Raw genomic sequence first — 21,025 nt, 5'->3', positions numbered from 1 at the left:
GGGCGCGCCCCGAACAGAAGCCACCAAGCAATTCATGCAGCCTTCTTCTCGAACGTCTTGCCAGACCCGAAGTACACCTCCTGCACCTTCGGATGGTCCCGGATCTCCAGCGGCTTGCCCTCGGCGATCAGCCGCCCGCGCGCCAGCACGATCATGCGGTCGGCATACGCGAACACCACGTCCATGCTGTGCTCGGTGAACAGCACCGCCATGCCGCGGTCGATCACCAGCTGCTTGGTCAGCGCCATCAGCGAATTGCGTTCCTTCGGCGCCATGCCGGCCGTGGGCTCGTCCATCAGCAGCAGCTTGGGGTCGTTGGCCATCGCAATCGCCAGCTCCACGCGCTTGACGTCGCCATAGGCCAGCACGCTGCAGGGCCGGTCGGCCTGCGACTTCATGCCCACCTGCTCGAGCAGCGCCAGCGCCTCGTCGCGCTTGTGGTCGGACGCCCGCCGCCACATCGCGAACAGCTTCGCGTCGTGCGACAGCAGCGCCATCTGCACGTTCTCCACCACCGTCAGCGACGAGAAGGTCTCGGCGATCTGGAAGGTGCGGCCCACCCCCAGGCGCCAGATCTCGCGCGGCTTCTTGCCGACCAGCTCGGTGCCGTCCAGCGTGATGGAGCCCTGGTCGGCCTTGAGCTGGCCGTTGACCATGTTGAAGGTGGTGGACTTGCCGGCGCCGTTGGGGCCGATCAGCGCCAGCAGCTCGCCCTTGGCCAGCGTGAAGCTGATGCCGTCGACGGCCTTCACGCCGCCGAAGGACTTGCCCAGGTTCTGGACATGCAGCAGGGACATCAGAGCACCTCCAGGCGGATGAAGAAGACGACGCAGCAGGACCGGCGGCTCATCGCGCACGCTCCCCCGCCGCGGCGGCGGCCTGCATCGGCGCCTGGGCCGCCTCATCGGCCGCTTCGTCGTCGCGCCGCTCGCGCCACTTGTCGGCCAGTTGCTTGATCGAGCCGGCGATGCCCTGCGGGAACAGCAGCACCAGGATCAGGATGATGGCGCCCAGCATGGCGCGCCAGTAGTCGGTGTTGCGGGCCACCATGTCGTGCAGCCAGGTGAAGGTGAAGGCGCCCACCACCGGGCCGGCCAGGGTCTGGATGCCGCCCAGCAGCACCATCACCAGGCCGTCCACCGAGCGGCCCACCGCCAGCGTCTCCGGCGAGATGCTGCCCTTGGAATACGCGAACAGCCCGCCCGCCAGGCCCGCCACCGCGCCGGCCACCACGAAGCCCGCCCACTGCATGCGCTTGACGTCGATGCCGATGGCGTCGGCGCGCAGCACCGAGTCGCGGCCCGCACGCAGCGCATAGCCGAAGGGCGAGAACAGCACGCGGCGCAGCCACCACAGGCCGCCACCCACCAGCACCAGCGTGAGCCAGTAGTAGTTGCGTTTGTCATTGAGCCACTCCGACGGCCACACGCCCGTCAGGCCGTTGCTGCCGCCGGTGAAGCTGTCCCACTGGTAGACGATGGCCCAGGTGATCTGGGCGAAGGCCAGCGTCAGCATGGCCAGGTACACGCCCGACAGCCGCACGGCGAACCAGCCGTAGACCAGGGCGCCGAGGCCCGCCACCACCGGCGCCAGCACCAGCGTCAGTTCCATCGGCAGGCCGGCGGCGCGCGCCAGCAGCGCAGCCCCGTAAGCGCCCAGGCCGAAGTACGCCGCATGGCCGAAGGAATGCATGCCCGCCGGCCCCATGATGAAGTGCAGGCTGGCTGCGAAGAGCGCGGCGATCAGCAGGTCGATCAGCAGTACCGTCGTGTAGGGCGAGCTGGCCGTCAGCACCGGCATCGCCGCCAGCACCAGGGCCAGCACGCCCACGGCCGCGACGTAGGAGCCGCCCGCGCGGCGCAACGGCTCTTCCTGCATTCCCACATAGCGGCTCGGCGCCTGCGGCCGGCCCATCAGGCCCCAGGGCCGCCAGACCAGCACGGCGGCCATGACCAGGAAGTCGACCACCAAGGTGAGCTTGGAAAAGGAGATGGCGATGCCCGCGATCTCGACAACGCCCAGCCAGATGCACAGGGCCTTGATCTCGGCGATGAGCAGGGCCGCGACATAGGCGCCGGGCAGCGAGCCCATGCCGCCCACCACCACCACCACGAAGGCGGCGCCGATGGTGTTGAGGTCCATCTCCAGCGTGGCGGGCTCGCGCGGCAGTTGCAGCGCGCCGCCCAGGCCGGCCAGCAGCGCGCCCAGCGCGAACACCGCCGTGAACAGCCAGGCCTGGTTGACGCCCAGGGCGCTGACCATCTCGCGGTCCTGCGTGGCGGCGCGCACCAGCGTGCCGAAACGGGTGCGCGTCAGCAGCAGCCACACCAAGCCCAGCACCACCGGGCCGATGACGATCAGGAACAGGTCGTAAGCCGGGAACTGCCGGCCCAGAATCTCGACCGAGCCGCGCAGGCCCGGCGCGCGCGGGCCCAGCAGCTCGTCGGGGCCCCAGAGCCAGAGCACCGCGTCCTTGATGACCAGCACCAGCGCGAAGGTGGCCAGCAGCTGGAAGAGCTCGGGCGCCTTGTAGATGCGGCGCAGCAGCACCACCTCGATCACCGCGCCGAGCACGCCCACGGCAATGGCCGCCAGCGGCAGCGCCACCCAGAAACCGGCGCCGCCCAGCTTGTCGGCCAGGGTGTAGGCGACGTAGATGCCCACCATGAAGAAGGAGCCATGCGCGAAGTTGACGATGCGCGTCACGCCGAAGATCAGCGACAGGCCCGCCGCCACCAGGAACAGCGAGGACGCAGACGCCAGCCCGTTCAGGAGCTGGACGATCAGGCCGGAAAAACTCATGGCATGGTTCTCTTCTTCTGGGACGCGTGCGGTCAGTCCGCCGAGCGCGACTTCTTCACTTCAGCGGCGGGCGGCTGGAAACGCGCATCGGCGCCGTCGTAGTAGACGTAGTCCACCATCACGCCCTTGCCGCCCTCGTTCTTCGTCTTGCCGACGAAGGCGCCCATGGTCGACTGGTGGTCTTCGGCGCGGTAGGTGATCTTGCCGAAGGGGCTGTCCACCTGCAGGCCCTTGAAGGCGGCGACCAGCTTGTCGGCGTCGGTGCTGCCGGCCTTGGCGATGCCGGCAGCGGCCGACTTGATCATGCTGTAGCCCACCACCGAGCCCAGGCGCGGATAGTCCTTGAACTTGGCCTGGTAAGCGTCGAGGAAGGCCTTGTGCTCGGGCGTCTTGACGCCGTAGTACGGATAGCCGGTCACGATCCAGCCGTCGGGCGCCTCGTCCTTGAGCGGGTCCAGGTACTCGGGCTCGCCGGTCAGCACGCTGACGACGGTTCGGTCCTTGAACAGGCCGCGGGTGTTGCCCTCGCGCACGAACTTCGACAGGTCGGCGCCGAACAGCACGTTGAAGATGGCGTCGGGCTTGGCATCGGCCAGGGCCTGCACCACGCTGCCGGCGTCGACCTTGCCCAGCGGCGTGGCCTGCTCGGTGACGAACTCCACGTCGGGCTGCGCGGCCTTCAGCAGGTTCTTGAAGGCGGCCACGGCCGACTGGCCGTATTCGTAGTTGGGGTAGACCAGCGCCCAGCGCTTCTTCTTCTGCTTGACGGCCTCGGGCACCAGCATGGCAGCCTGCATGTAGGTGCCGGGGCGCAGGCGGAAGGTGTACTGGTTGCCACCCTGCCAGGTCATCTTGTCGGTCAGCGGCTCGCCGGCCAGGTAGAAGAACTTCTTCTGCTTGGCGAAGTCGGCCAGCGCCAAGCCGGTGTTGGACAGGAAAGCACCGGCCAGCACGTCCACCTTCTCGCGCGAGACCAGTTCCTCGGCCATGCGCACGGCGTCGCCCGGGTTGGCGTTGTCGTCGCGGGTGATCAGCTCGATCTTCTTGCCGTTGACGCCGCCCTTGGCGTTGATCTCGTCGACGGCCAGTTCCATGCCCTTCTTGTAGGGCTCGAGGAAGGCGGGCTGGGCCTTGTAGCTGTTGACCTCGCCGATCTTGATGACGTTCTGGGCGTGGGCCGGCAGCAGCGCGCCGGCGGCCAGGGCCAGCGCGGCAGCGGCACCGAAATGGAGGCGGAAGGGTTGCATGGAGAACTCCTCGTCGAAAGGGATGGAAAAGCGGGAGAAATGAAGCAGGCGAAGAATAGCCGCGCCGCGTTCAGCGAAGACCGTCCACGCCCTTGATCTCGGACACCTGCAGCCCGCCGATGCGCGGCAGCGGCCGGCCGCTGTCGGTGACGGCCACGGCGACGACGATCTCGCCCGCGCGTGGCGCATCGCTCACGCGGGCCTCGACGGCGTCGAAGTGGCTGCGCACGAAGGCGGCGTCCTTGTGGCCCAGGGGCACGTCGATGGGGGTGCCCAGCGTGCCCTGCTTCTTGGCCGAGGGCACCAGCGCGGCGCCCTTCTCCACGGCCACGCGCAGCGGCGCGCCCAGCTTGGGATGCAGGATGGCCGCCGCATGCTCCAGCTCGCCGCCCTCGCCGACGATGGCGGCCTTGCCGTAGCTCTGCGCCTGGCCGGGCTCGATGCCCAGCGCCTTCACGGCCTTCTGGCCGAGCAGGCCGCCCAGCTCTTCGCCGATGGCGATCAGCTCGTCCAGGTTCTCGCTGTAGCGGCCGGCGTAGGGGTTGGCGATGACGGCGATGGCGACGGCGCGGCGCGTGGGCGGGTCGATGGTCTGGCCCATTTCCTTGCGGGTCTCGTCCACCTGGACGATCAGTTTGCGGATGTCTGCTGGCATGGATGCTCCTTGTTGTCCGGTGCGCGCCTCAGCGCAGGCCGTTCCATTGGCTGATGTCCTCGGCCTTCAGGCCGCCGACGCGGGCATGCACCCGGTAGCCGGTGGTCATGGCGAGGATGAAGACGATCTCGTCGGCCGCGGGCGCGCCGGGCACGCGCACCTCGATGGCGTCGAACTGGCCCCGCACGTAGCTGGCGTTGATGTTGGTCAGCGGCACATCGAGCGCGGCACCGGGCGGACCGACCTTTTTGGCGGAGGGCACGATGGACAGCGCATTGCCGGGCTGGCCGCTCTTGGTTTCGCCTTTGCCTGCGGTGTAGGCCGCACGGTCGCCCTTCCAGCCCAGCAGCTCGCGCATGGCATAGCCGCCGGGCACGTGCCACAGCGCGCCGTGTTCCAGCTCGCCCGCGGCGCCCACGATGGCGCCCTTGCCGTAGGTGGCGATGGCCTCGCGCGGCACGTCCATGGCGGCCAGCAGGCGCTGGGCCATGTCCACGCCGACCGGATCCAGCAGCGCCATCATGGGCAGGATGTCCGGCTCGTAGCGGCCGGCGAAGGGGTTGGCGAGCACGGCGCCGATGGCGCCGCGCACCAGCGGCTGCTCGGCGCGGGGGCCGAATTCGTGGTGGATCTGCTCGACCTGGGTGAAGACGCGGCGGATGTCGATCATCGTGTGGACGGGGTATGCGATTCGTTAAGCAAATACTGAACCAACGCGCTCTGTCGCCAGGGCTGGGTTGCGTGCCGACAGCACTCTCCATTGCCCTTGGCACACGATCACGGCGGCGTGGATCAGACCTCGCGACTGCAGTTCGCTCGCGCGGCCCAGGCCCGCCTCGACCGCATCGCGCACCACGGTGGGGGGCAGCGGCGGCACCTGCACGGTGACGGGCAGCGCACCGAGGTCGCTGTCGTCCTTGCAGTCGTTGGCGGGGCGGCGCTCGATGGCGGGGTGCTCTGCATCGACGGCGTTGGCGACCATCGACGCCGCGGCGTCGGCCTGCGCGGCGGTCGCCGCGAGGATCGTCACGCTGTCCGCGATGCCGAGCGAGAAGCTGCGGCCGCGCCAGCCGCTGGTGGCGATACCACGCACCGGCTCTGCGGCGGTCACGCTGAACTGCCCATCGGTGCGCAGGCGCTCGGCGTCGCGCGGGTCGAAGCGGGCGAGGTCCGCATAGAGGCCGACGCGCGCCTCGGTGCCGGGCGCGAGGTGCAGCGCGATGTCGCCACCGTTGTTGATCCAGGCGCGGGTGACGCCGGCACGTTGGTAGAAGGCGATCAGCTCCTGCGCGACCGCGCCGGCCACGGCGGCCATCGGCGTGATGAAGGCGGGCAGGAAAGGCAGGCAGGCGGCCTGCATGCGGCGCGCGACGGGGCCACGCAGGGCCGCATGGTCCGACACCGGCCGGCGCAGCGCGGGCAACTCGGCGACCAGCTCATCGAGCAGGCCTTCGAAGCGCGCCCAGGCCGCCTCGTGCGCCTCGGCCACGGCGCGCGGCTCACCCTCGGCCTGGACCACGAGGTCCATGGGACCGTGGTGCCAGTGCCAGCGCTGGGCATCGAGGGCTTGGCGTTGGGCGGGCATGCCGTGCGTGTGCGCGATCGATCAGCCCAGCATGGGCTTGTGGCCCAGCGGCCAGGGGTTGTCGCTGGCCTGGCCGACGAAGCGGCGGGCGAGCGGCGCGCCGTCGTCCTGCCATGCGCCGCGGCGCAGGGCCTGCTCCAGCGTCATCACGTGCTCCATGTGGCCGCCCAGGTCGGCGTAGTCCTGCAACGTCATACTGAACTCGATGGGCGCGATGATGGCCGGCGTGGGCACGGTGCCGAAGCTGTTGTCGGGCATGCGCATGACATCGGCCATGACGGTGATACCGCCGCCCGGCCACACATAGGCCGGTGCGCCGCCGCAGGTCACGTTGACCAGCGCGCGCTTGATGGCCCGCGTGAGCAGGATCGGGTTCTCCGTCACGCCCGCGCGAAGGCTGCCCCCCGCGCCGCCCAGGAAGAGCACCGTGGTGAGCGACGGCTCGCAGTTCTCGCCGATGCGCTCGACCACCTTGCGCACGGCCTCGGGCATGGGCTGCGGCACGGGACGCAGGTCGTCGTCCAGCACGTACCACTCAGCCTGCTCGCCGGTGGTGGAGGTCATCAGCAGCGTGAGGCCGGGCCTGGCCACGCCGGGCTCCCAGCCCTCGATGATGGCCAGCGGGTCGGCGATGTCGGTGCCGCCCCAGCCGCTGCCCGGGTTGGCCACCTGGAAGTAGCGCCCCGGCGTGGACTTGCGCCCGCGCATCTGGATGCCCGAAGGCAGCATGGCCAGACAGCGGCCGGCCTGATGCTCGGTGAGCACGCCGGTGATGTGGTCGTCGACCACCACCACCTCGTCGGCCAGGCCCAGCAGCTGCTTGGCGAAGATGCCCACCGTGGCCGAGCCGCAGCCCACGCGCATGCGCTGCTCTTCCACGCCGTTGACGATGGGCGCGCGGCCGGCCTGGATGACCAGGCTGGCGCCGCCGTCGATGGTGCATTCGGCCGCCTGCTTGTTGCACAGCCGCTGCATCATCTCCAGCGTCATGCGACCTTCCTTCTTGCTGCCGCCGGTGAGGTGGTGCACGCCGCCCAGCGACAGCATCTGCGAGCCGTACTCGGCGGTGGTCACGTGGCCCACCACCTCGCCCTTGTAGCGGACGTTGGCCTGCTCGCTGCCGAGGAAGCGGTCGGTGTCGATCTTCACCTTCACGCTGCAGTAGCTGAAGATGCCTTCGGTGACCACCGTGACCATGTCCACGCCCTGCGCCTTGGAGGCCACGATGAAGGGCGCGGGCTTGTAGTCCGGGTAGGTGGTGGAGCTGCCGATGCCGGTGACGAAGACCTGGTCGGCCAGCAGCAGGTCGCCGTTCCAGTCGTCCTTCGGCGCATCGGCAGCGGCTTCTTCGACCGTCTCCGCAGCGGGGCGGGCAAAGGGCACCAGCGCCGGCGTGGGCGAATCCAGTTCGCGCCGCAGCATGACCACCGGGTCGGTGCGCACCAGCACGCCGTCGCGATTGGCATAGCGGTCGCAGGCACCGGTGCGGCCGTCGGAGATCTGGCACAGCACCGGGCAGGCATTGCATTCGACCTTGCTCGCGCTCATGCGCTCGTTGCGCGCGGGCGCACGGCCCAGGCCGTCGGGCAGGGTGGGCAGGGCCGGCATGTCGATGCCGGGCAGGCCGTCGGTCTTGGTGTGTTCTGTCATCGTGGGCTTTCGTGCAACGCGGCCTGTGTGTGCAACAAGCATGCCGGAATCGGCTTGGCGGCGATGCACCGTTTGTGTAGCATCCGCTCCATCTTCATGTTGTGAGCGCTACATGAAACGAATCTAGCGGCCCGGCGCGATGCTTGCATGGGTGTTTTCCAGAGTGCACGGCTCCCCCTCCTGGTGCGTCGTGAACGAAAATGGGCAGCACCCGCCAGTGGCGCCGCAAGCCAGTCGCGCATGCCCCCGTGCCACCCGCCAGCTTCCCTTTCATTTGGTTATTAGCTTATGAGTGCCTTCGCCGAAGAACGCGTCCTGACCGTCCACCACTGGACCGACCGCCTGTTCAGCTTCACCACCACGCGCGACCCTGCCCTGCGCTTTTCCAACGGGCACTTCACGATGATCGGCTTGAAGGTCGACGGCAAGCCGCTGCTGCGCGCCTACAGCATCGTGAGCGCGAACTACGAGGAACACCTCGAGTTCCTGAGCATCAAGGTGCCCGACGGCCCCCTCACCTCGCGGCTGCAGCACATCCAGGTCGGCGACACCATCGTGGTCGGCCGCAAGCCCACCGGCACGCTGCTGATCGACTACACCCTGCCCGGCAAGCGCCTGTACCTCTTCGGCACCGGCACCGGCGTCGCGCCCTTCCTGAGCGTGATCCGCGACCCCGAGACCTACGAGAAGTTCGAGAAGGTCATCCTGGTGCACGGCGTGCGCGAAGTGAACGAGCTGGCCTACCACGACACCATCACGCAGGACCTGCCGCACCACGAATTCCTGGGCGAGATGGTGAGCGAGCAGCTGCTGTACTACCCCACCGTGACGCGCGAGCCCTTCCGCAACCAGGGCCGCATCACCGACCTGATCACCAGCAACAAGCTCACCGACGACCTGGGCCTGCCGCCGCTCAATCCCGAGGAAGACCGCGTGATGCTGTGCGGCAGCCCCATGCTGCTGGCCGACATGAAGCTGATCCTGGAGCAGCGCGGCTTCCACGAGGGCAACACCACCACTCCCGGCGATTACGTCGTAGAGCGCGCCTTTGTAGAGAAATGACAGCCCCCCGGCTTTTCACGCGCTGCGCGCGTGTAACGCCACCCCCCGAGGGGGCGGCGCGGCCGGCTTGGGGCGGCCCGGCGCTCGGCCGCATCTTTTCGAGGACCTGACACCTTGGCCACACGCAAGACGCCCGCCAAGCCGCAGCGCAAGACCGGCGTGCGCGAGGCGCAGGCGCAGGCCTCGCGCGAGGCCATCCTGCGGGCGGCCACCAAGGTGTTCGCCAGGTACGGCTACGAGGGCGGCAGCGTGGAGAAGATCTCCCGCGCGGCCAAGTCGTACGACCGGATGATCTATTACTACTTCGGCAGCAAGGAAGGCCTGTTCGTGGCCGTGCTGGAGGGCATCTACCAGCGCATGGACGAGGCCGAGGCCGCCATGGCGCTGGACATGGCCCGCCCGGTCGAGGCGCTGACCGAGGTGATCCGCTTCGTGCTGGGCTACTACCGGCGCAACCCCGACTTCGTCACCCTGCTCAACACCGAGAACCTGCACAAGGGCCGGCACATCGCCAAGTCGCTGCGGGCGCGCGAGTACTCGTCGCGGGCGGTGGCGGTGATTGCCTCGATTCTGGAAAGCGGCGCGGCCCAGGGCCTGTTCCGCCCCGACCTGGCCGCGCGCGACGTCTACCTGCTGATCGCGGCGACGGGCTACTTCTACATGTCCAACCGCTACACGCTCGCCAGCTTCCTGGGCGAGCAGCTCGAGGCCCCCGAGGCCGCCCAGCACTGGGAGGCCTTCGTGACCGAGACGGTGCTGCGCGCGGTGCGGCAGGACGACAGCACGGAATCTCTCCCACCCCACGAGGAAACCAAAAAATGGCAGAAGTCGCCGCCGCCGGCAAGTCGGGCAAGGTCGTCATCCAGAACATAGGGCTGCTGCTTTCGGGCGACATCGACCAGCCCATCCTGCAGGCCGACACCATCGTCGTCCAGGACGGCCTGATCGCCGCCGTCGGCCGCTACAAGGACTGCGACGTCGAAGGCGCCACCACGGTCATCGACGCACGCCAGACCTGCGTGGCGCCGGGCCTGATCGACAGCCATGTGCACCCCGTGGCCGGCGACTGGACGCCGCGGCAGAGCCAGCTCAACTGGATCGAGTCCAGCATGAACGGCGGCGTGACCACCATGATCTCGGCCGGCGAGGTGCACTATCCCGGCCGGCCCAAGGACATCGTGGGCCTGAAGGCCCTGGCCATCACCGCGCAGCGTGCCTTCGACGCCTTCCGCCCCGGCGGCGTGAAGGTGCTGGCCGGCGCGCCGGTGATCGAAAAGGGCATGGTCGAGAGCGACTTCAAGGAACTGGCCGAGGCCGGCGTCGGCCTGCTGGGCGAGGTCGGCCTGGGCAGCGTCAAGGCCGGCTACGAGGCCAAGGAGATGGTGGCCTGGGCCCGCAAGTACGGCATCCAGAGCACCATCCACACGGGCGGCCCGTCGATTCCCGGCTCGGGCCTGATCGACAAGGACGTGGTGCTGGAGGCCGACGCCGACATCATCGGCCACATCAACGGCGGCCACACCTCGCTGCCCGAGGCGCACGTGTGCGAGCTGTGCGAGAAGAGCACGCGGGGCATCGAGATCGTCCACAACGGCAACGAGCGCGTGGCCATCGCGGCGGCGCGTGCGGCACTGGAGCTCAAGTGCCCGCACCGCGTGATCCTGGGCACCGACGGCCCGGCCGGCTCGGGCGTGCAGCCGCTGGGCATCCTGCGCATGATCGCCATGCTGTCCTCGCTGGCCAACATCCCGGCCGAGCTGGTGTTCTGCTTCGCCACCGGCAACACGGCGCGCATGCGCAAGCTCAACTGCGGCCTGATCGACAAGGGCTACGCGGCCGACTTCGTCTTCCTGGACCGGGCCCAGCACACGCCCGGCCGCACCCTGCTGGAGAGCGTGCAGCTGGGCGACCTGCCCGGCGTGGGCATGGTGATGATCGACGGCATCGTGCGCTGCGGCCGCAGCCGCAACACGCCGCCGGCGACCGAGGTCCCGGTCGTCCTGTCGGGCGCGCATTGAAATGAAACCACCCCGTTTGGACTTCCTCACTGCGTGTGGAAGTCCAATCCCCCTCAAGGGGCGCACCCGGCGGCCGGGCCAAGCCCGGTCCGCGGGTGCACTGGCATGGCCTGCTCCGCGGCCCTTCGATCAGAAAAGCGGCGCCGGTTCTCAGCGCCTGAACACCAGGTAGCGTGCCGACAGGTAGTTGACGCCCATGCCCGCGATGCTGCCGGCGGCCACGCCGATCAGCGGCGCGGCGGGGCCCTCGAGCGAGTGCAGCACGGCGACGTAGGCTGCGTAGTTGACGACGGCACCACCCAGCATGGCCGCGAGGTAGCGCAGGTATTCCTGCCACAGCGGCAGCCGCCGTGCGCTGTCGGCAAAGGTGAAGCGCCGGTTGATCAGCCAGGTGGCGGTGGCCGCGCCCCAGAAGGACAGGACCCGCCCCGCGTACCAGCCCAGGTGCGGCGCCAGCAGGTACAGCAGGCCGGCATCCACCACGAAGCCGATGCCGCCGGCAATGCCGAAGCTCAGCAGGCGCCGCAGCAGGGGCGCCGGGATCATGCCTCGGTCCGCGCCAGTTGCGCCGCCCCCGGGATGGCCAGGTAGGCGATGCGCTTGGCCTCGCGGCGGCCCAGCGTGACGGTGCGCAGCACGGCGCCGCAGCTGGCGGAGAGCATGGCGGCCAGCATCAGGCCGGTGACCAGCACGGCCGTGGGCAGGCGCGGCACCAGGCCGGTCTGCAGGTAGGTCACGAGCAGCGGCACGGCCAGCGCCACGGCGGCGAAGGCCAGCACCGCCGCCACGACCATGAAGAACAGCAGCGGCCGCTCGCTCACGAACAGCTTGGTGATGGTGCCCAGGATGCGCCAGCCGTCGCGGTAGGTCGACAGCTTGCTCTCCGAGCCCTCGGGCCGCGAGAGGTAGCGCACCGGCAGCTCGTCCCAGGGCATGCGCAGTTCCAGCGCATGCACCGTCAGTTCGGTCTCGGTCTCGAAGCCCTGCGACAGCGCCGGGAAGGACTTGACGTAGCGCCGCGAGAACACGCGCAGGCCGGACAGCATGTCGCTGAACTCGCCGCCGAAGAGCTGGACGACGGCACCGGTGAGCATGCGGTTGCCCAGGCGGTGGCCGCGGCGGTAGGTCTGGGCGTCCTGCTGGTCGTCCTGCCGCGCGCCGACCACCATGTCGAGGTTGTCCCGCACCAGCAGGGCGATCATTTCGGGCAGCCGCGCCAGGTCGTAGGTGGCGTCGCCGTCGACCATGACGTAGATGTCGGCCTCGACGTCCGCGAACATGCGCCGCACCACATTGCCCTTGCCGCGCAGGCGCACGAGCGTCACGCGGGCCCCGTGGGCCCGCGCAACCTCTGCCGTGCCGTCGGTGGAGGCGTTGTCGAACACGTGCACCTGCGCCTGCGGCAGGTGCAGGCGGAAGGCCTCGATCACCTGCGCGATGGCCAGGGCTTCGTTGTAGCAGGGGATGACCGCAGCGATGCGCATGGGCGATGGGGAAAGGGCTGGAGGGGAAGAGGCGGCGGGCGAGACAGCCCTCAGGGCGCGTCGGCCACGATGCGGTAGGCCTTCACGCCATCCTTCTGCACCATCAGCTGGAAGTGGCGCTCGAAGCCCGGCACGCCGGTGACGTAGGGCCCGACTGCCGTCTGGACGACGATGGTACCGAAGCCGTGCTGCACGAACTTGCGGGCCATCTCGGGCGGCGGCAGCAGCAGGAAGTCGGCATAGCGGTAGGGGCCGAACACGTCGCCCCACACGGGGTTGGGCGCGAAATAGATCGCGTCGCTCAGCCCCACCTGGTACAGCCGGCCGGACTGCGGGTTCGCACGCAGCCAGCGCAGCACCTCGTAGCCGGGCACGTGGGCGGCCAGGTAGGCCTCGCGCGTCTCGGGCGTGGGCGCGATCTGCTGCACATGCTTGCCCAGCCGCAGCACGCCGGCCAGCGCCAGGACGGCGACCAGCGCCGCGCCGAGGCCGCGGCTCACGCGCGCCTGCAGCCGCTCGCCGCCACGGCGCGCCAGGGCCGCGGCCGTCCACCGCCACAGCTGCTGCCAGCCGATGGCGCCCAGCCACGCCAGGAGGGGAAAGGACGCCATCATGTAGCGCGGGTAGCGCGAGGTGGCCAGCCACACCAGCAGCGACCAGGCGCCGAACAGCGCGGCCGCCCGCACGGCAGGCCGCGTCTTCCAGGCCAGGCTGAAGGGCACCAGCAGCGCCGGCCACAGCATCACGTTGGGCAGGCTGGCATGCAGGCGCACGTCGTCGACCTGGCGCTTGTAGTCGTCCGCATTCCAGTTGGTGAAGCCGAACACCTTGGCACCGATGGGATTGAAGGGGTCGCCCGTCTGTGCCCAGTTGCGGCCGAACCAGTAGATGCACGGCAGCAGGAAGCAGGCCAGGGCCAGCAGCCAGGGCCCCGGCCGGCGCTCGCGCCAGACCACGCACACGGCCACCAGCGGCAGGAAGGTGAGCGCCTGGTACTTGCTGCCGGCCGCAACACCCAGGTAGAAGGCCGCCAGGCCCAGCCAGCGCGCGGGCCGGCGACCGCCCGCAGCCGAGGCCGGCGTGCTCCACCACAGCCACAGCACGGTGAAGGCCGCCACCACGAACAGCGCCACGCCCATGTCGATGAGGGCGTTGAAGAACTCGCCCATCATCAGCCACGCCGCCAGCGCGATGGCGGCGCAGACGCGGTCGGTGTGGGTCACGGCCAGGCGCCAGACCAGCGCCGCTGCCAGCCAGCCGCCCAGCGCATGCAGCAGGTGCGGGAACACGTCACCCGCCAGCGGCAGCGCGGCGGCATAGAGCAGGTCGTAGTTGTAGGGGAACCAGGGATAGCGCAGCCAGTCGTGGATGCCCAGTGCGCCGCTCTCGGCCACCTGCCGTGCGTAGGGCAGGTGGTACATCATCTCGTCGAAGGCATGCGGCGGCGCCATCGGCTCGAACAGGCTGATGACGAAGGCGCCGATGGCGACGACCGTCGCCACGCGCTCGGCGCGGCCGAGCGGCGGCCCGGGCGGCAGCGCGCGCAGCAGCCGCCACTGCGCGGGCAGGCGCCATAAGGCCAGCGCCAGCCCAAGCGCCAACAGTGCCAGCGTTGCGGGTGGCCGGAGCAGGCCGGCAATGCCCAGGGCCTGCAATGCCACGATGGCCAGGCCGAGACCAGTGGCGGCGGACAGCGCCATGCGCAGCCAGGGATCGTCGCGACCGGGCGTATCCCGCGCACCGGCCCACAGCCGCCGCATCAGCGCATCGCCTGCGCCCCAGAGCGACAGCACCACCAAGGCCAGGCCGGCAAGGTGCACGGCCGTGAAGCTCAGCTTCTGCAGCAGGAGAAAAATGGCAGCCTCCGCTTCAGAGGTTCGGCGCCAACAAACGCTCGAGTTCGGCCTCGGCCACGCGCCGGCGCGCCGCCTGGTCCTGCAGCTGGTCGTGCCCGATCTTGCCCACGTTGAAGTAGGTGCTGTCCGGATGGCTCAGGTAGAAGCCCGACACGCTGGCCGCCGGCGTCATGGCCAGCGAATCGGTCAGGCCCATGCCGATGTCGGCGCACTGCAGCAGCTCGAACATCGGGCCCTTGACGCTGTGGTCCGGGCAGGCCGGGTAGCCGGGCGCCGGGCGGATGCCGCGGTACGCCTCCTTGATCATGTCCTCATTGCTCAGCTGCTCGTCGGCCGCATAGCCCCACAGGTCCAGCCGCACCCGGTGGTGCAGCGCCTCGGCGAAGGCCTCGGCCAGGCGGTCGGCCAGGGCCTTGAACATGATGGCGGAGTAGTCGTCCAGGTCGTCGAGGAAGTGTTTTTCGCGCTTTTCGGCACCGATGCCGGCCGTGACGGCGAAGGCGCCCACGTAGTCGGCCACGCCCGAATCGCGCGGCGCCACGAAGTCGGCCAAGCAGCGGCTGGGGCGCATCACGCCGTCCACCGCCTGCTTCTCGGTCTGCTGGCGCAGGCCGTACCAGGTGAGCAGCGGCGTCTGGCGCGACTCGTCGGCATACAGCACGATGTCGTCGTCGCGCTCGGTGTTGGCGGGCCAGAAGCCCACCACCGCATTGGCCGTGAGCCAGCGGCCCTCGATCAGCCGCTGCAGCATGCGCTTGCCGTCGCTGAAGACGCGCTGCGCCTCGGTGCCCACGATCTCGTCCTTCAGGATCTGCGGGAAGGGCCCGGCCAGGTCCCAGGTCTGGAAGAAGGGGCCCCAGTCGATGTACTTCGCCAGGTCCGCCAGGTCGTAGTTGCGGAACATGCGCCGGCCGATGAACTTCGGCTTGGGCGGCTGGTAGCCGGTCCAGTCGATGGGCGTCTTGTTGGCGCGGGCCTTGGGCAGCGGCCACAGCGGCACCTGCTTCTTGTTGGCATGCTGCTGGCGCACCTTGTCGTAGTCGGCATTGAGCTCGGCGATGTAGTTCGCCGCCTGCTCGGACAGCAGGCTCTGCGCCACGCTCACGCTGCGCGAGGCATCGGGCACGTAGACCACGGGGCCTTCGTAGTGCGGCGCGATCTTGACGGCCGTGTGCACCCGGCTGGTGGTGGCGCCGCCGATCATCAATGGGATCTTCCTGACGCGGAAGTGCTCGTCCTTCTGCATCTCGCCGGCCACGTACTGCATTTCTTCCAGGCTGGGCGTGATCAGGCCCGACAGGCCGACGATGTCCGCGCCCTCTACCTTGGCGCGGGCCAGGATCTCGTGGCACGGGACCATCACGCCCATGTTCACCACCTCGAAGTTGTTGCACTGGAGCACGACGGTGACGATGTTCTTGCCGATGTCGTGCACGTCGCCCTTGACGGTGGCGATGACGATCTTGCCCTTGGAGCGCACGTCGCGGCCCGCGGCCTCGTCGCGCTTCTTCTCTTCCTCGATGTAGGGAATGAGGTGGGCCACGGCCTGCTTCATCACGCGCGCGCTCTTGACCACCTGCGGCAGGAACATCTTGCCGGCACCGAACAGGTCGCCCACGATGTTCATGCCGTCCATCAGCGGACCTTCGATGACGTGCAGCGGCCGGCCGCCCGGCTGGGCCACGATGGCCTGGTAGGCCTCTTCGGTGTCGTCGACGATGAAGTCGGTGATGCCGTGCACCAGCGCATGGGCCAGGCGCTCGTTGACGTTGCCGCCGCGCCATTCGAGCTTCTTGCTGTCGTCCTTGGCGGCGCCCTTGGCGCTCTCGGCAATCTCCACCAGGCGCTCGCCGGCATCGGGGCGGCGGTTGAGCACCACGTCCTCCACGCGCTCGCGCAGGGTGGGCTCCAGGTCGTCGTACACGCCCACCATGCCGGCGTTGACGATGCCCATGTCCATGCCCGCCTGGATGGCGTGGTACAGGAAGACGGTATGGATCGCCTCGCGCACCGGATCGTTGCCGCGGAAGCTGAAGCTCACGTTCGACACGCCGCCCGACACCTTGGCGCCCGGCAGGTTCTGCTTGATCCAGCGCGTGGCCTCGATGAAGTCGACGGCGTAGTTGTTGTGCTCCTCGATGCCCGTGGCCACCGCGAAGATGTTGGGGTCGAAGATGATGTCCTCGGGCGGAAAGCCCACCTCGTCGACCAGCACGCGGTAGGCCCGTTCGCAGATCTCGATCTTGCGGGCGTATGTGTCGGCCTGGCCCTGCTCGTCGAAGGCCATCACCACCGCGGCGGCGCCATAGCGGCGGATCAGCCGCGCCTCGTGCTTGAACTTGTCCACCCCCTCCTTCATGGAGATGGAATTGACGATGCCCTTGCCCTGGATGCAGCGCAGGCCGGCCTCGATCACCTCCCACTTGGAGCTGTCGACCATGATCGGCACGCGCGCGATGTCGGGCTCGCTGGCGATCAGGTTCAGAAAGCGCACCATGGCCGCCTTGCTGTCGAGCATGGCCTCGTCCATGTTGATGTCGATCACCTGCGCGCCGTTCTCGACCTGCTGGCGGGCCACGGCCAGCGCTTCCTCGAACTGGCCGTTGAGAATCATGCGGGCGAAGGCCTTGGAGCCCGTGACGTTGGTGCGCTCGCCGATGTTGACGAACAGCGTGCCCGCGTCGATGACGACCGGCTCCAGGCCGGACAGCAGCATGGGGGGAACGGAAGACGCGGAAGAACTCATGGACGGCACACCTGGGGGCAAGGGATCAGGTGAGCGTCGTTGCGGCCGGCGCCTGGCGCGGGGCGTCCGGTCCCGCCAAGCCTCACGGCCCGGGCCGCTCGGGCGCATCCGCCAGTCGGCGCGCCGGGGCCCGCCGTTGCAACGCTCCTTGGGCGGGGAGCGCGGATTTTATAGGGGCTGGCGAGGGATAACCCGGAAAGCCCGGGGCGCGGCCGGCTGCCTCAGGTGGCGCCGGCCGGCTGCGCTGCCGCCGAGGCCGGCAACCCGAACACGGCATCGAACACCCAGTTGAAGACGAAGGTGTAGACGAGGAAGAACACCACCAGCGCCAGGTCCATGACCAGCGCGTCCCACAGGCTGATGCCCAGCCACCAGGCGATGGTCGGCACCAGCAGCATCACCAGTCCGCCCTCGAAGCCGATGGCATGCGCGATCCGCCGCCCCAGGCTGCGGCCGCGCGTGGCCTGGCGGGCCTCCCAGCGCTCGAACAGGCTGTTGAACAGCAGGTTCCAGACGATGGCGATGGCCGAGGCCATCACCGCCACCACCCCCGAATGGCCCACGCCCTGCCCCGACATCCAGGCCAGGCCCAGGCTGGCGACCACGATGGCGATGCCCTCGTAGAGGGTGATGTAGACGACGCGGCGCTTGATGCCCTGCATGGCTTCTTCTTTCTTTCGACTCGGAAACACGGTGAACGATGGCAGCACTTTATTTCTGTCGCACTGACACATAAAGTCAGCTTCTTTCAGATTCAATGAAAGATCCGCATGCTCCACAGCGACGACGTCGCCCTCTTCCTCGCCGTGCTGGACCATGGCTCCTTCTCGGCCGCGGCCCGTGCGTTGCGCCGCGTGCCCTCGGCCGTGAGCATGGGCATCGCCCAGCTGGAGGCCGAACTGGCCCTGCAACTCTTCGACCGCAGCGGCCGCGAGCCCCGCCCCACCGCCGCCGCCCGCTCGCTGGAGCCGCAGGCGAGGCTGCTGGCGGCCCAGCTCAAGGCGCTGGAGGTACAGGCGCTGGCGCTCACCCAGGGCCTGGAGGAGCGGCTGACGCTGGCCATCGCGCCAGAGCTGCTCAGCGGCCCCTGGAGCCAGCCGCTGGCAGCGCTGGCGCAGTCGCATCCCTCGCTGGAGGTGGAGGTGCTGGCCGCGCCCCAGGCCGATGCCCTGGCGATGCTGCACAGCGGCCGGGCCCAGCTGGCGCTGGTCTTCGAGCGGCCCAGCATCGACGGCCGCGAGGGCTTCCAGGAAGTGGCGACCGAAACCCTGGTCGCCGTCATGGCGGCCGACCATCCGGTGCTGGTCGCCGCCGGTGGCCGGCTGCGCGAGCAGCACCTGATCGACACCCGCCAGATCGTCGTCGCCGGCCGCGACCCGGCCCAGCGCGACCCGCGGATCGTGTTCGCCCGCCACACCTGGCGGACCGACAACGCGCTGGCCGCCCTCAGCCTGCTGACGGCCGGCGTGGGCTGGGGCTGGCTGCCGCGCCCCTTCGTGCAGCCGCACGTGGCGGCCGGTGCGCTGGTCGAAATCCCGTTCGAGAACCTCAGCAACCGGCTGGACCTGTGGGTGGACGTGGTGTGGTCCAAGGAACGGCCGCTGGGCCTGGGCGCGCGGCAGGTGGTCGAGGCGCTGCGGCGCAAGCGGCAGGATGAAGGCGGGGCGAGCTGCGACGCGCGCTGACCGCCCTTCTTCACCCGCCGCCCGGAGACGGACAGCCCGACGCCGCGACGCTCAGCGCGGCGGATTGATGTGGGAGCCCGACTTGCCGCCGTGCTTCTCCAGCACCTGCACGCCGTCGATCACCATGCCGCGGTCGGCCGCCTTGCACATGTCGTAGATGGTCAGCAGCGCCACCTGCACCGCCGTCAGCGCCTCCATCTCCACGCCCGTCGGCCCCACCGTCTCGACCGTGGCGCGGCAGTGCACGGCCGGTGCCTCGCCCGGCTCGGTCGTGAACTCGACGGCGACGCGCGTGATCGCCAGCGGATGGCACAGCGGGATCAGCTCGCTGGTCTTCTTGGCCGCCTGGATGCCGGCGATGCGGGCCACGCCCAGCACGTCGCCCTTCTTGGCCGTGCCCGATTCCACCAGCGCCAGGGTGGCCGGCTGCATGCGGATGCGCCCCTCGGCAATCGCGATGCGGTGCGTGGCGGGCTTGGCCGCCACGTCCACCATGTGGGCCTGGCCGTGCGCGTCGAAATGGGTGAGGGGCGAAGAGGACATGACAGGAACGATCCGGGGGGAGGCGCATCATACGGGCCGGAAAAAGCCACCGATCGCGACCGATGCCGTCCTCTTCCGCTGTGCGCCGTCCCCTCGTGTCCCCGTCCCGCCGGGGCCGGCCCCTGCTGCGCGGCGGCGTCGCCATGCTGCTGGCCGCGGCCCAGCTGGCGGCGCTGCCGGTGCGGGCCCAGCCGCAGCCCCAACCCCAGCCGCAGGTGCTGCCCGGCCTGAGCGACGGCGCCGAAATGACCGCCGGCGCCGAGCGCGAGCTCGGCGACCGCATCGCCCGGGAGCTCTACCGCGACCCCGACTACGTCGACGACCCGGTGCTCACCGACTACGTCCAGGGCATCTGGCGACCCCTGCTGGCCGCGGCCCGCCAGCGCGGCGAGCTCACGCCCGAACTGGACGAGCGTTTCGCCTGGGTCGTGATGATCGGCCGCGACCGCACCATCAACGCCTTCGCACTGCCCGGCGGCTACCTCGGCGTGCACACCGGCCTGATCGCGCTGGTGGGCAGCCGCGACGAACTGGCCTCGGTGCTGGCCCACGAGCTCACGCACGTCACCCAGCGCCACATCTCACGCATCTTCACGCAGCAGAGCCGCCAGATGCCGCTGATGCTGGCCGCCATGCTGCTGGGCGGCCTGGCCATGAGCAAGAGCGGCCGCAGCGGCGGCGACCTGGGCTCGGCCATGATGGTCGGCGGCCAGGCCATGGCCATGCAGAAGCAGCTGGACTTCTCGCGCGACATGGAGCGCGAGGCCGACCGCATCGGCTTCGGCGTGATGAGCCAGGCCGGCTTCGCGCCGCAGGGCGCGGCGAGCATGTTCGAGAAACTGCAGTACGCCTCGCGCCTGAACGACAACGGCAGCTATCCCTACCTGCGCAGCCATCCGCTGACCAGCGAACGCATCACCGAGATGCAGGCGCGCTTCCAGTTCCGCGACGGCGCACCCGCGCAGGCCATCCCGCTGACGCCGGAGCACGCCATGGTCACGGCCCGGGCCCGCGTGCTGGGGCGCCCCGGCGTCGACCTGCTGCGCCAGTGGATGCAGGCCGCCCAGCGCAACGACGTGCCGGCGGGCGCGGCGGGCGCGGGCGTGCTCTACGCCGGCGCCCTGGCGGCCAAGGAACTGCGCGACCTGCCGGCCGCCCGCAGCCTGGTGCAGAAGCTGCGGGCCCAGGCCGGCACCGCCCCCGAACCCGCGCGCCTGGCCCGGCTGCTGGCGGCCGAGATCGAGATGGCCGGCGGCAACCCCGCCGCGGCCGCCGCCCTGCTGGACGTGCGCGCCAAGACCCGCGGCGAAATGCTGATGGCCGCCCAGGCCGCCGTACTGGTCCGCACCAACGCCGCCGGCGCCGCGCCGGTGCTGCGCGACTGGGTGGCCGTGCACCCGCGCGACGCCACGGTCTGGCGCGAACTGGCCAGCCTGTACGAGGTGGACGGCGACACGCTGCGCGCCATCCGCGCCGAGGCCGAGGGCCATGTCGCCCAGCTCGACTACGTCGCGGCGCGCGACCGCTTCCGCGCCGCGCAGGACTTCGTGCGCGACACCACCGCCAGAGGCGGCCGCGTCGACCACATCGAGGCCTCGATCGTGGACGTGCGCGCCCGCGAGGTCGAGCGCCTTGCCCGTGCGCAGATGGAAGAAAAGCCGATGTAGGCGCGGTGGGCGGAGCAGCGGCGGA

The 21,025-nt window shown here is 69.7% G+C and carries 18 protein-coding genes; 5 read left to right on the top strand and 13 right to left on the bottom strand.

The genetic code is table 11. From position 1 onward, the window contains the following. Positions 1 to 32 precede the first annotated feature (32 nt). The 7 genes from NS331_RS15725 to NS331_RS15695 all read right to left on the bottom strand — a co-directional run bounded on the left by NS331_RS15725 (position 33) and on the right by NS331_RS15695 (position 7,939). A complete protein-coding gene (locus NS331_RS15725) occupies positions 33 to 797 on the bottom strand; it encodes an ABC transporter ATP-binding protein (protein WP_058642910.1) in 765 nt (254 codons plus the stop codon). 49 nt (positions 798 to 846) lie between these two features. Further along, a complete protein-coding gene (locus tag NS331_RS15720; RefSeq protein ID WP_058642909.1) occupies positions 847 to 2,802 on the bottom strand; it encodes an ABC transporter permease in 1,956 nt (651 codons plus the stop codon). Positions 2,803 to 2,834: 32 nt separating this feature from the next. Next, positions 2,835 to 4,049, bottom strand: a complete 1,215-nt coding sequence (locus NS331_RS15715) for an ABC transporter substrate-binding protein (protein ID WP_058642908.1) — start codon at positions 4,047 to 4,049, stop codon at positions 2,835 to 2,837. A 70-nt stretch (positions 4,050 to 4,119) separates the two neighbouring features. Beyond that, positions 4,120 to 4,704 (bottom strand): amino acid synthesis family protein, encoded by a 585-nt coding sequence (locus tag NS331_RS15710; protein WP_058642907.1) that lies wholly within the window; start codon positions 4,702 to 4,704, stop codon positions 4,120 to 4,122. Between the two features lie 28 nt (positions 4,705 to 4,732). Continuing rightward, the gene (locus NS331_RS15705) at positions 4,733 to 5,374 is read right to left on the bottom strand and encodes an amino acid synthesis family protein (RefSeq protein WP_058642906.1); all 642 of its coding nucleotides are present in this window, start codon (positions 5,372 to 5,374) and stop codon (positions 4,733 to 4,735) included. Positions 5,375 to 5,398: 24 nt separating this feature from the next. Beyond that, a complete protein-coding gene (locus NS331_RS15700) occupies positions 5,399 to 6,289 on the bottom strand; it encodes a UPF0280 family protein (protein ID WP_058642905.1) in 891 nt (296 codons plus the stop codon). Positions 6,290 to 6,310: 21 nt separating this feature from the next. Next, positions 6,311 to 7,939: a hypothetical protein gene (locus NS331_RS15695; RefSeq protein ID WP_058642904.1), complete on the bottom strand. Its 1,629-nt coding sequence runs from the start codon at positions 7,937 to 7,939 to the stop codon at positions 6,311 to 6,313. A gap of 288 nt (positions 7,940 to 8,227) precedes the next feature. Between NS331_RS15695 and NS331_RS15690 the strand changes: the two genes are divergently transcribed. From NS331_RS15690 to NS331_RS15680, 3 genes are all read left to right on the top strand, one after another. Next, the gene (locus NS331_RS15690; RefSeq protein WP_058642903.1) at positions 8,228 to 9,001 is read left to right on the top strand and encodes a ferredoxin--NADP reductase; all 774 of its coding nucleotides are present in this window, start codon (positions 8,228 to 8,230) and stop codon (positions 8,999 to 9,001) included. A gap of 114 nt (positions 9,002 to 9,115) precedes the next feature. Beyond that, positions 9,116 to 9,874, top strand: a complete 759-nt coding sequence (locus tag NS331_RS15685) for a TetR/AcrR family transcriptional regulator (protein WP_058642902.1) — start codon at positions 9,116 to 9,118, stop codon at positions 9,872 to 9,874. Further along, positions 9,820 to 11,019 (top strand): amidohydrolase family protein, encoded by a 1,200-nt coding sequence (locus NS331_RS15680; RefSeq protein WP_058642901.1) that lies wholly within the window; start codon positions 9,820 to 9,822, stop codon positions 11,017 to 11,019. Before NS331_RS15685 ends, NS331_RS15680 begins: the two co-directional genes overlap by 55 nt. Before the next feature lie 150 nt (positions 11,020 to 11,169). On the opposite strand, the gene NS331_RS15675 is transcribed toward NS331_RS15680, so the two are convergent. From NS331_RS15675 to NS331_RS15655, 5 genes are all read right to left on the bottom strand, one after another. Beyond that, positions 11,170 to 11,565, bottom strand: a complete 396-nt coding sequence (locus NS331_RS15675) for a GtrA family protein (protein WP_082702537.1) — start codon at positions 11,563 to 11,565, stop codon at positions 11,170 to 11,172. Next, entirely contained in the window at positions 11,562 to 12,503 is a 942-nt protein-coding gene (locus NS331_RS15670; RefSeq protein WP_058642900.1) for a glycosyltransferase family 2 protein, read from the bottom strand. The genes NS331_RS15675 and NS331_RS15670 overlap by 4 nt, the downstream gene beginning before the upstream one ends. Positions 12,504 to 12,553: 50 nt before the next feature. After that, on the bottom strand, positions 12,554 to 14,323 hold the full coding sequence (locus NS331_RS15665; RefSeq protein ID WP_242873771.1) for an ArnT family glycosyltransferase: 1,770 nt from the start codon (positions 14,321 to 14,323) through the stop codon (positions 12,554 to 12,556). A 49-nt stretch (positions 14,324 to 14,372) separates the two neighbouring features. After that, positions 14,373 to 17,075: a methionine synthase gene (gene metH, locus NS331_RS15660; protein WP_082702536.1), complete on the bottom strand. Its 2,703-nt coding sequence runs from the start codon at positions 17,073 to 17,075 to the stop codon at positions 14,373 to 14,375. A 251-nt stretch (positions 17,076 to 17,326) separates the two neighbouring features. Further along, on the bottom strand, positions 17,327 to 17,767 hold the full coding sequence (locus NS331_RS15655; RefSeq protein WP_058642898.1) for a PACE efflux transporter: 441 nt from the start codon (positions 17,765 to 17,767) through the stop codon (positions 17,327 to 17,329). Between the two features lie 108 nt (positions 17,768 to 17,875). Here NS331_RS15655 and NS331_RS15650 point away from each other — a divergent pair, with 108 nt between their 5' ends. Then, entirely contained in the window at positions 17,876 to 18,790 is a 915-nt protein-coding gene (locus tag NS331_RS15650; protein ID WP_058642897.1) for a LysR family transcriptional regulator, read from the top strand. 51 nt (positions 18,791 to 18,841) lie between these two features. Here the strand turns inward: NS331_RS15650 and moaC are convergent, their stop codons facing one another. Continuing rightward, the gene (gene moaC, locus NS331_RS15645) at positions 18,842 to 19,333 is read right to left on the bottom strand and encodes a cyclic pyranopterin monophosphate synthase MoaC (protein WP_058642896.1); all 492 of its coding nucleotides are present in this window, start codon (positions 19,331 to 19,333) and stop codon (positions 18,842 to 18,844) included. Positions 19,334 to 19,476: 143 nt separating this feature from the next. Here moaC and NS331_RS15640 point away from each other — a divergent pair, with 143 nt between their 5' ends. Then, positions 19,477 to 21,000, top strand: coding sequence for a M48 family metalloprotease (locus NS331_RS15640; protein WP_242873772.1), 1,524 nt, complete (start codon positions 19,477 to 19,479; stop codon positions 20,998 to 21,000). Positions 21,001 to 21,025: the final 25 nt, after the last annotated feature.

The organism is Pseudacidovorax intermedius, from assembly GCF_001476815.1.
Lineage (GTDB): Bacteria > Pseudomonadota > Gammaproteobacteria > Burkholderiales > Burkholderiaceae_C > Xenophilus > Xenophilus intermedius_A.
The sequence above is the reverse complement of the archived record's forward strand: the minus strand, read 5'-3'. Positions and strand labels throughout refer to the sequence as shown.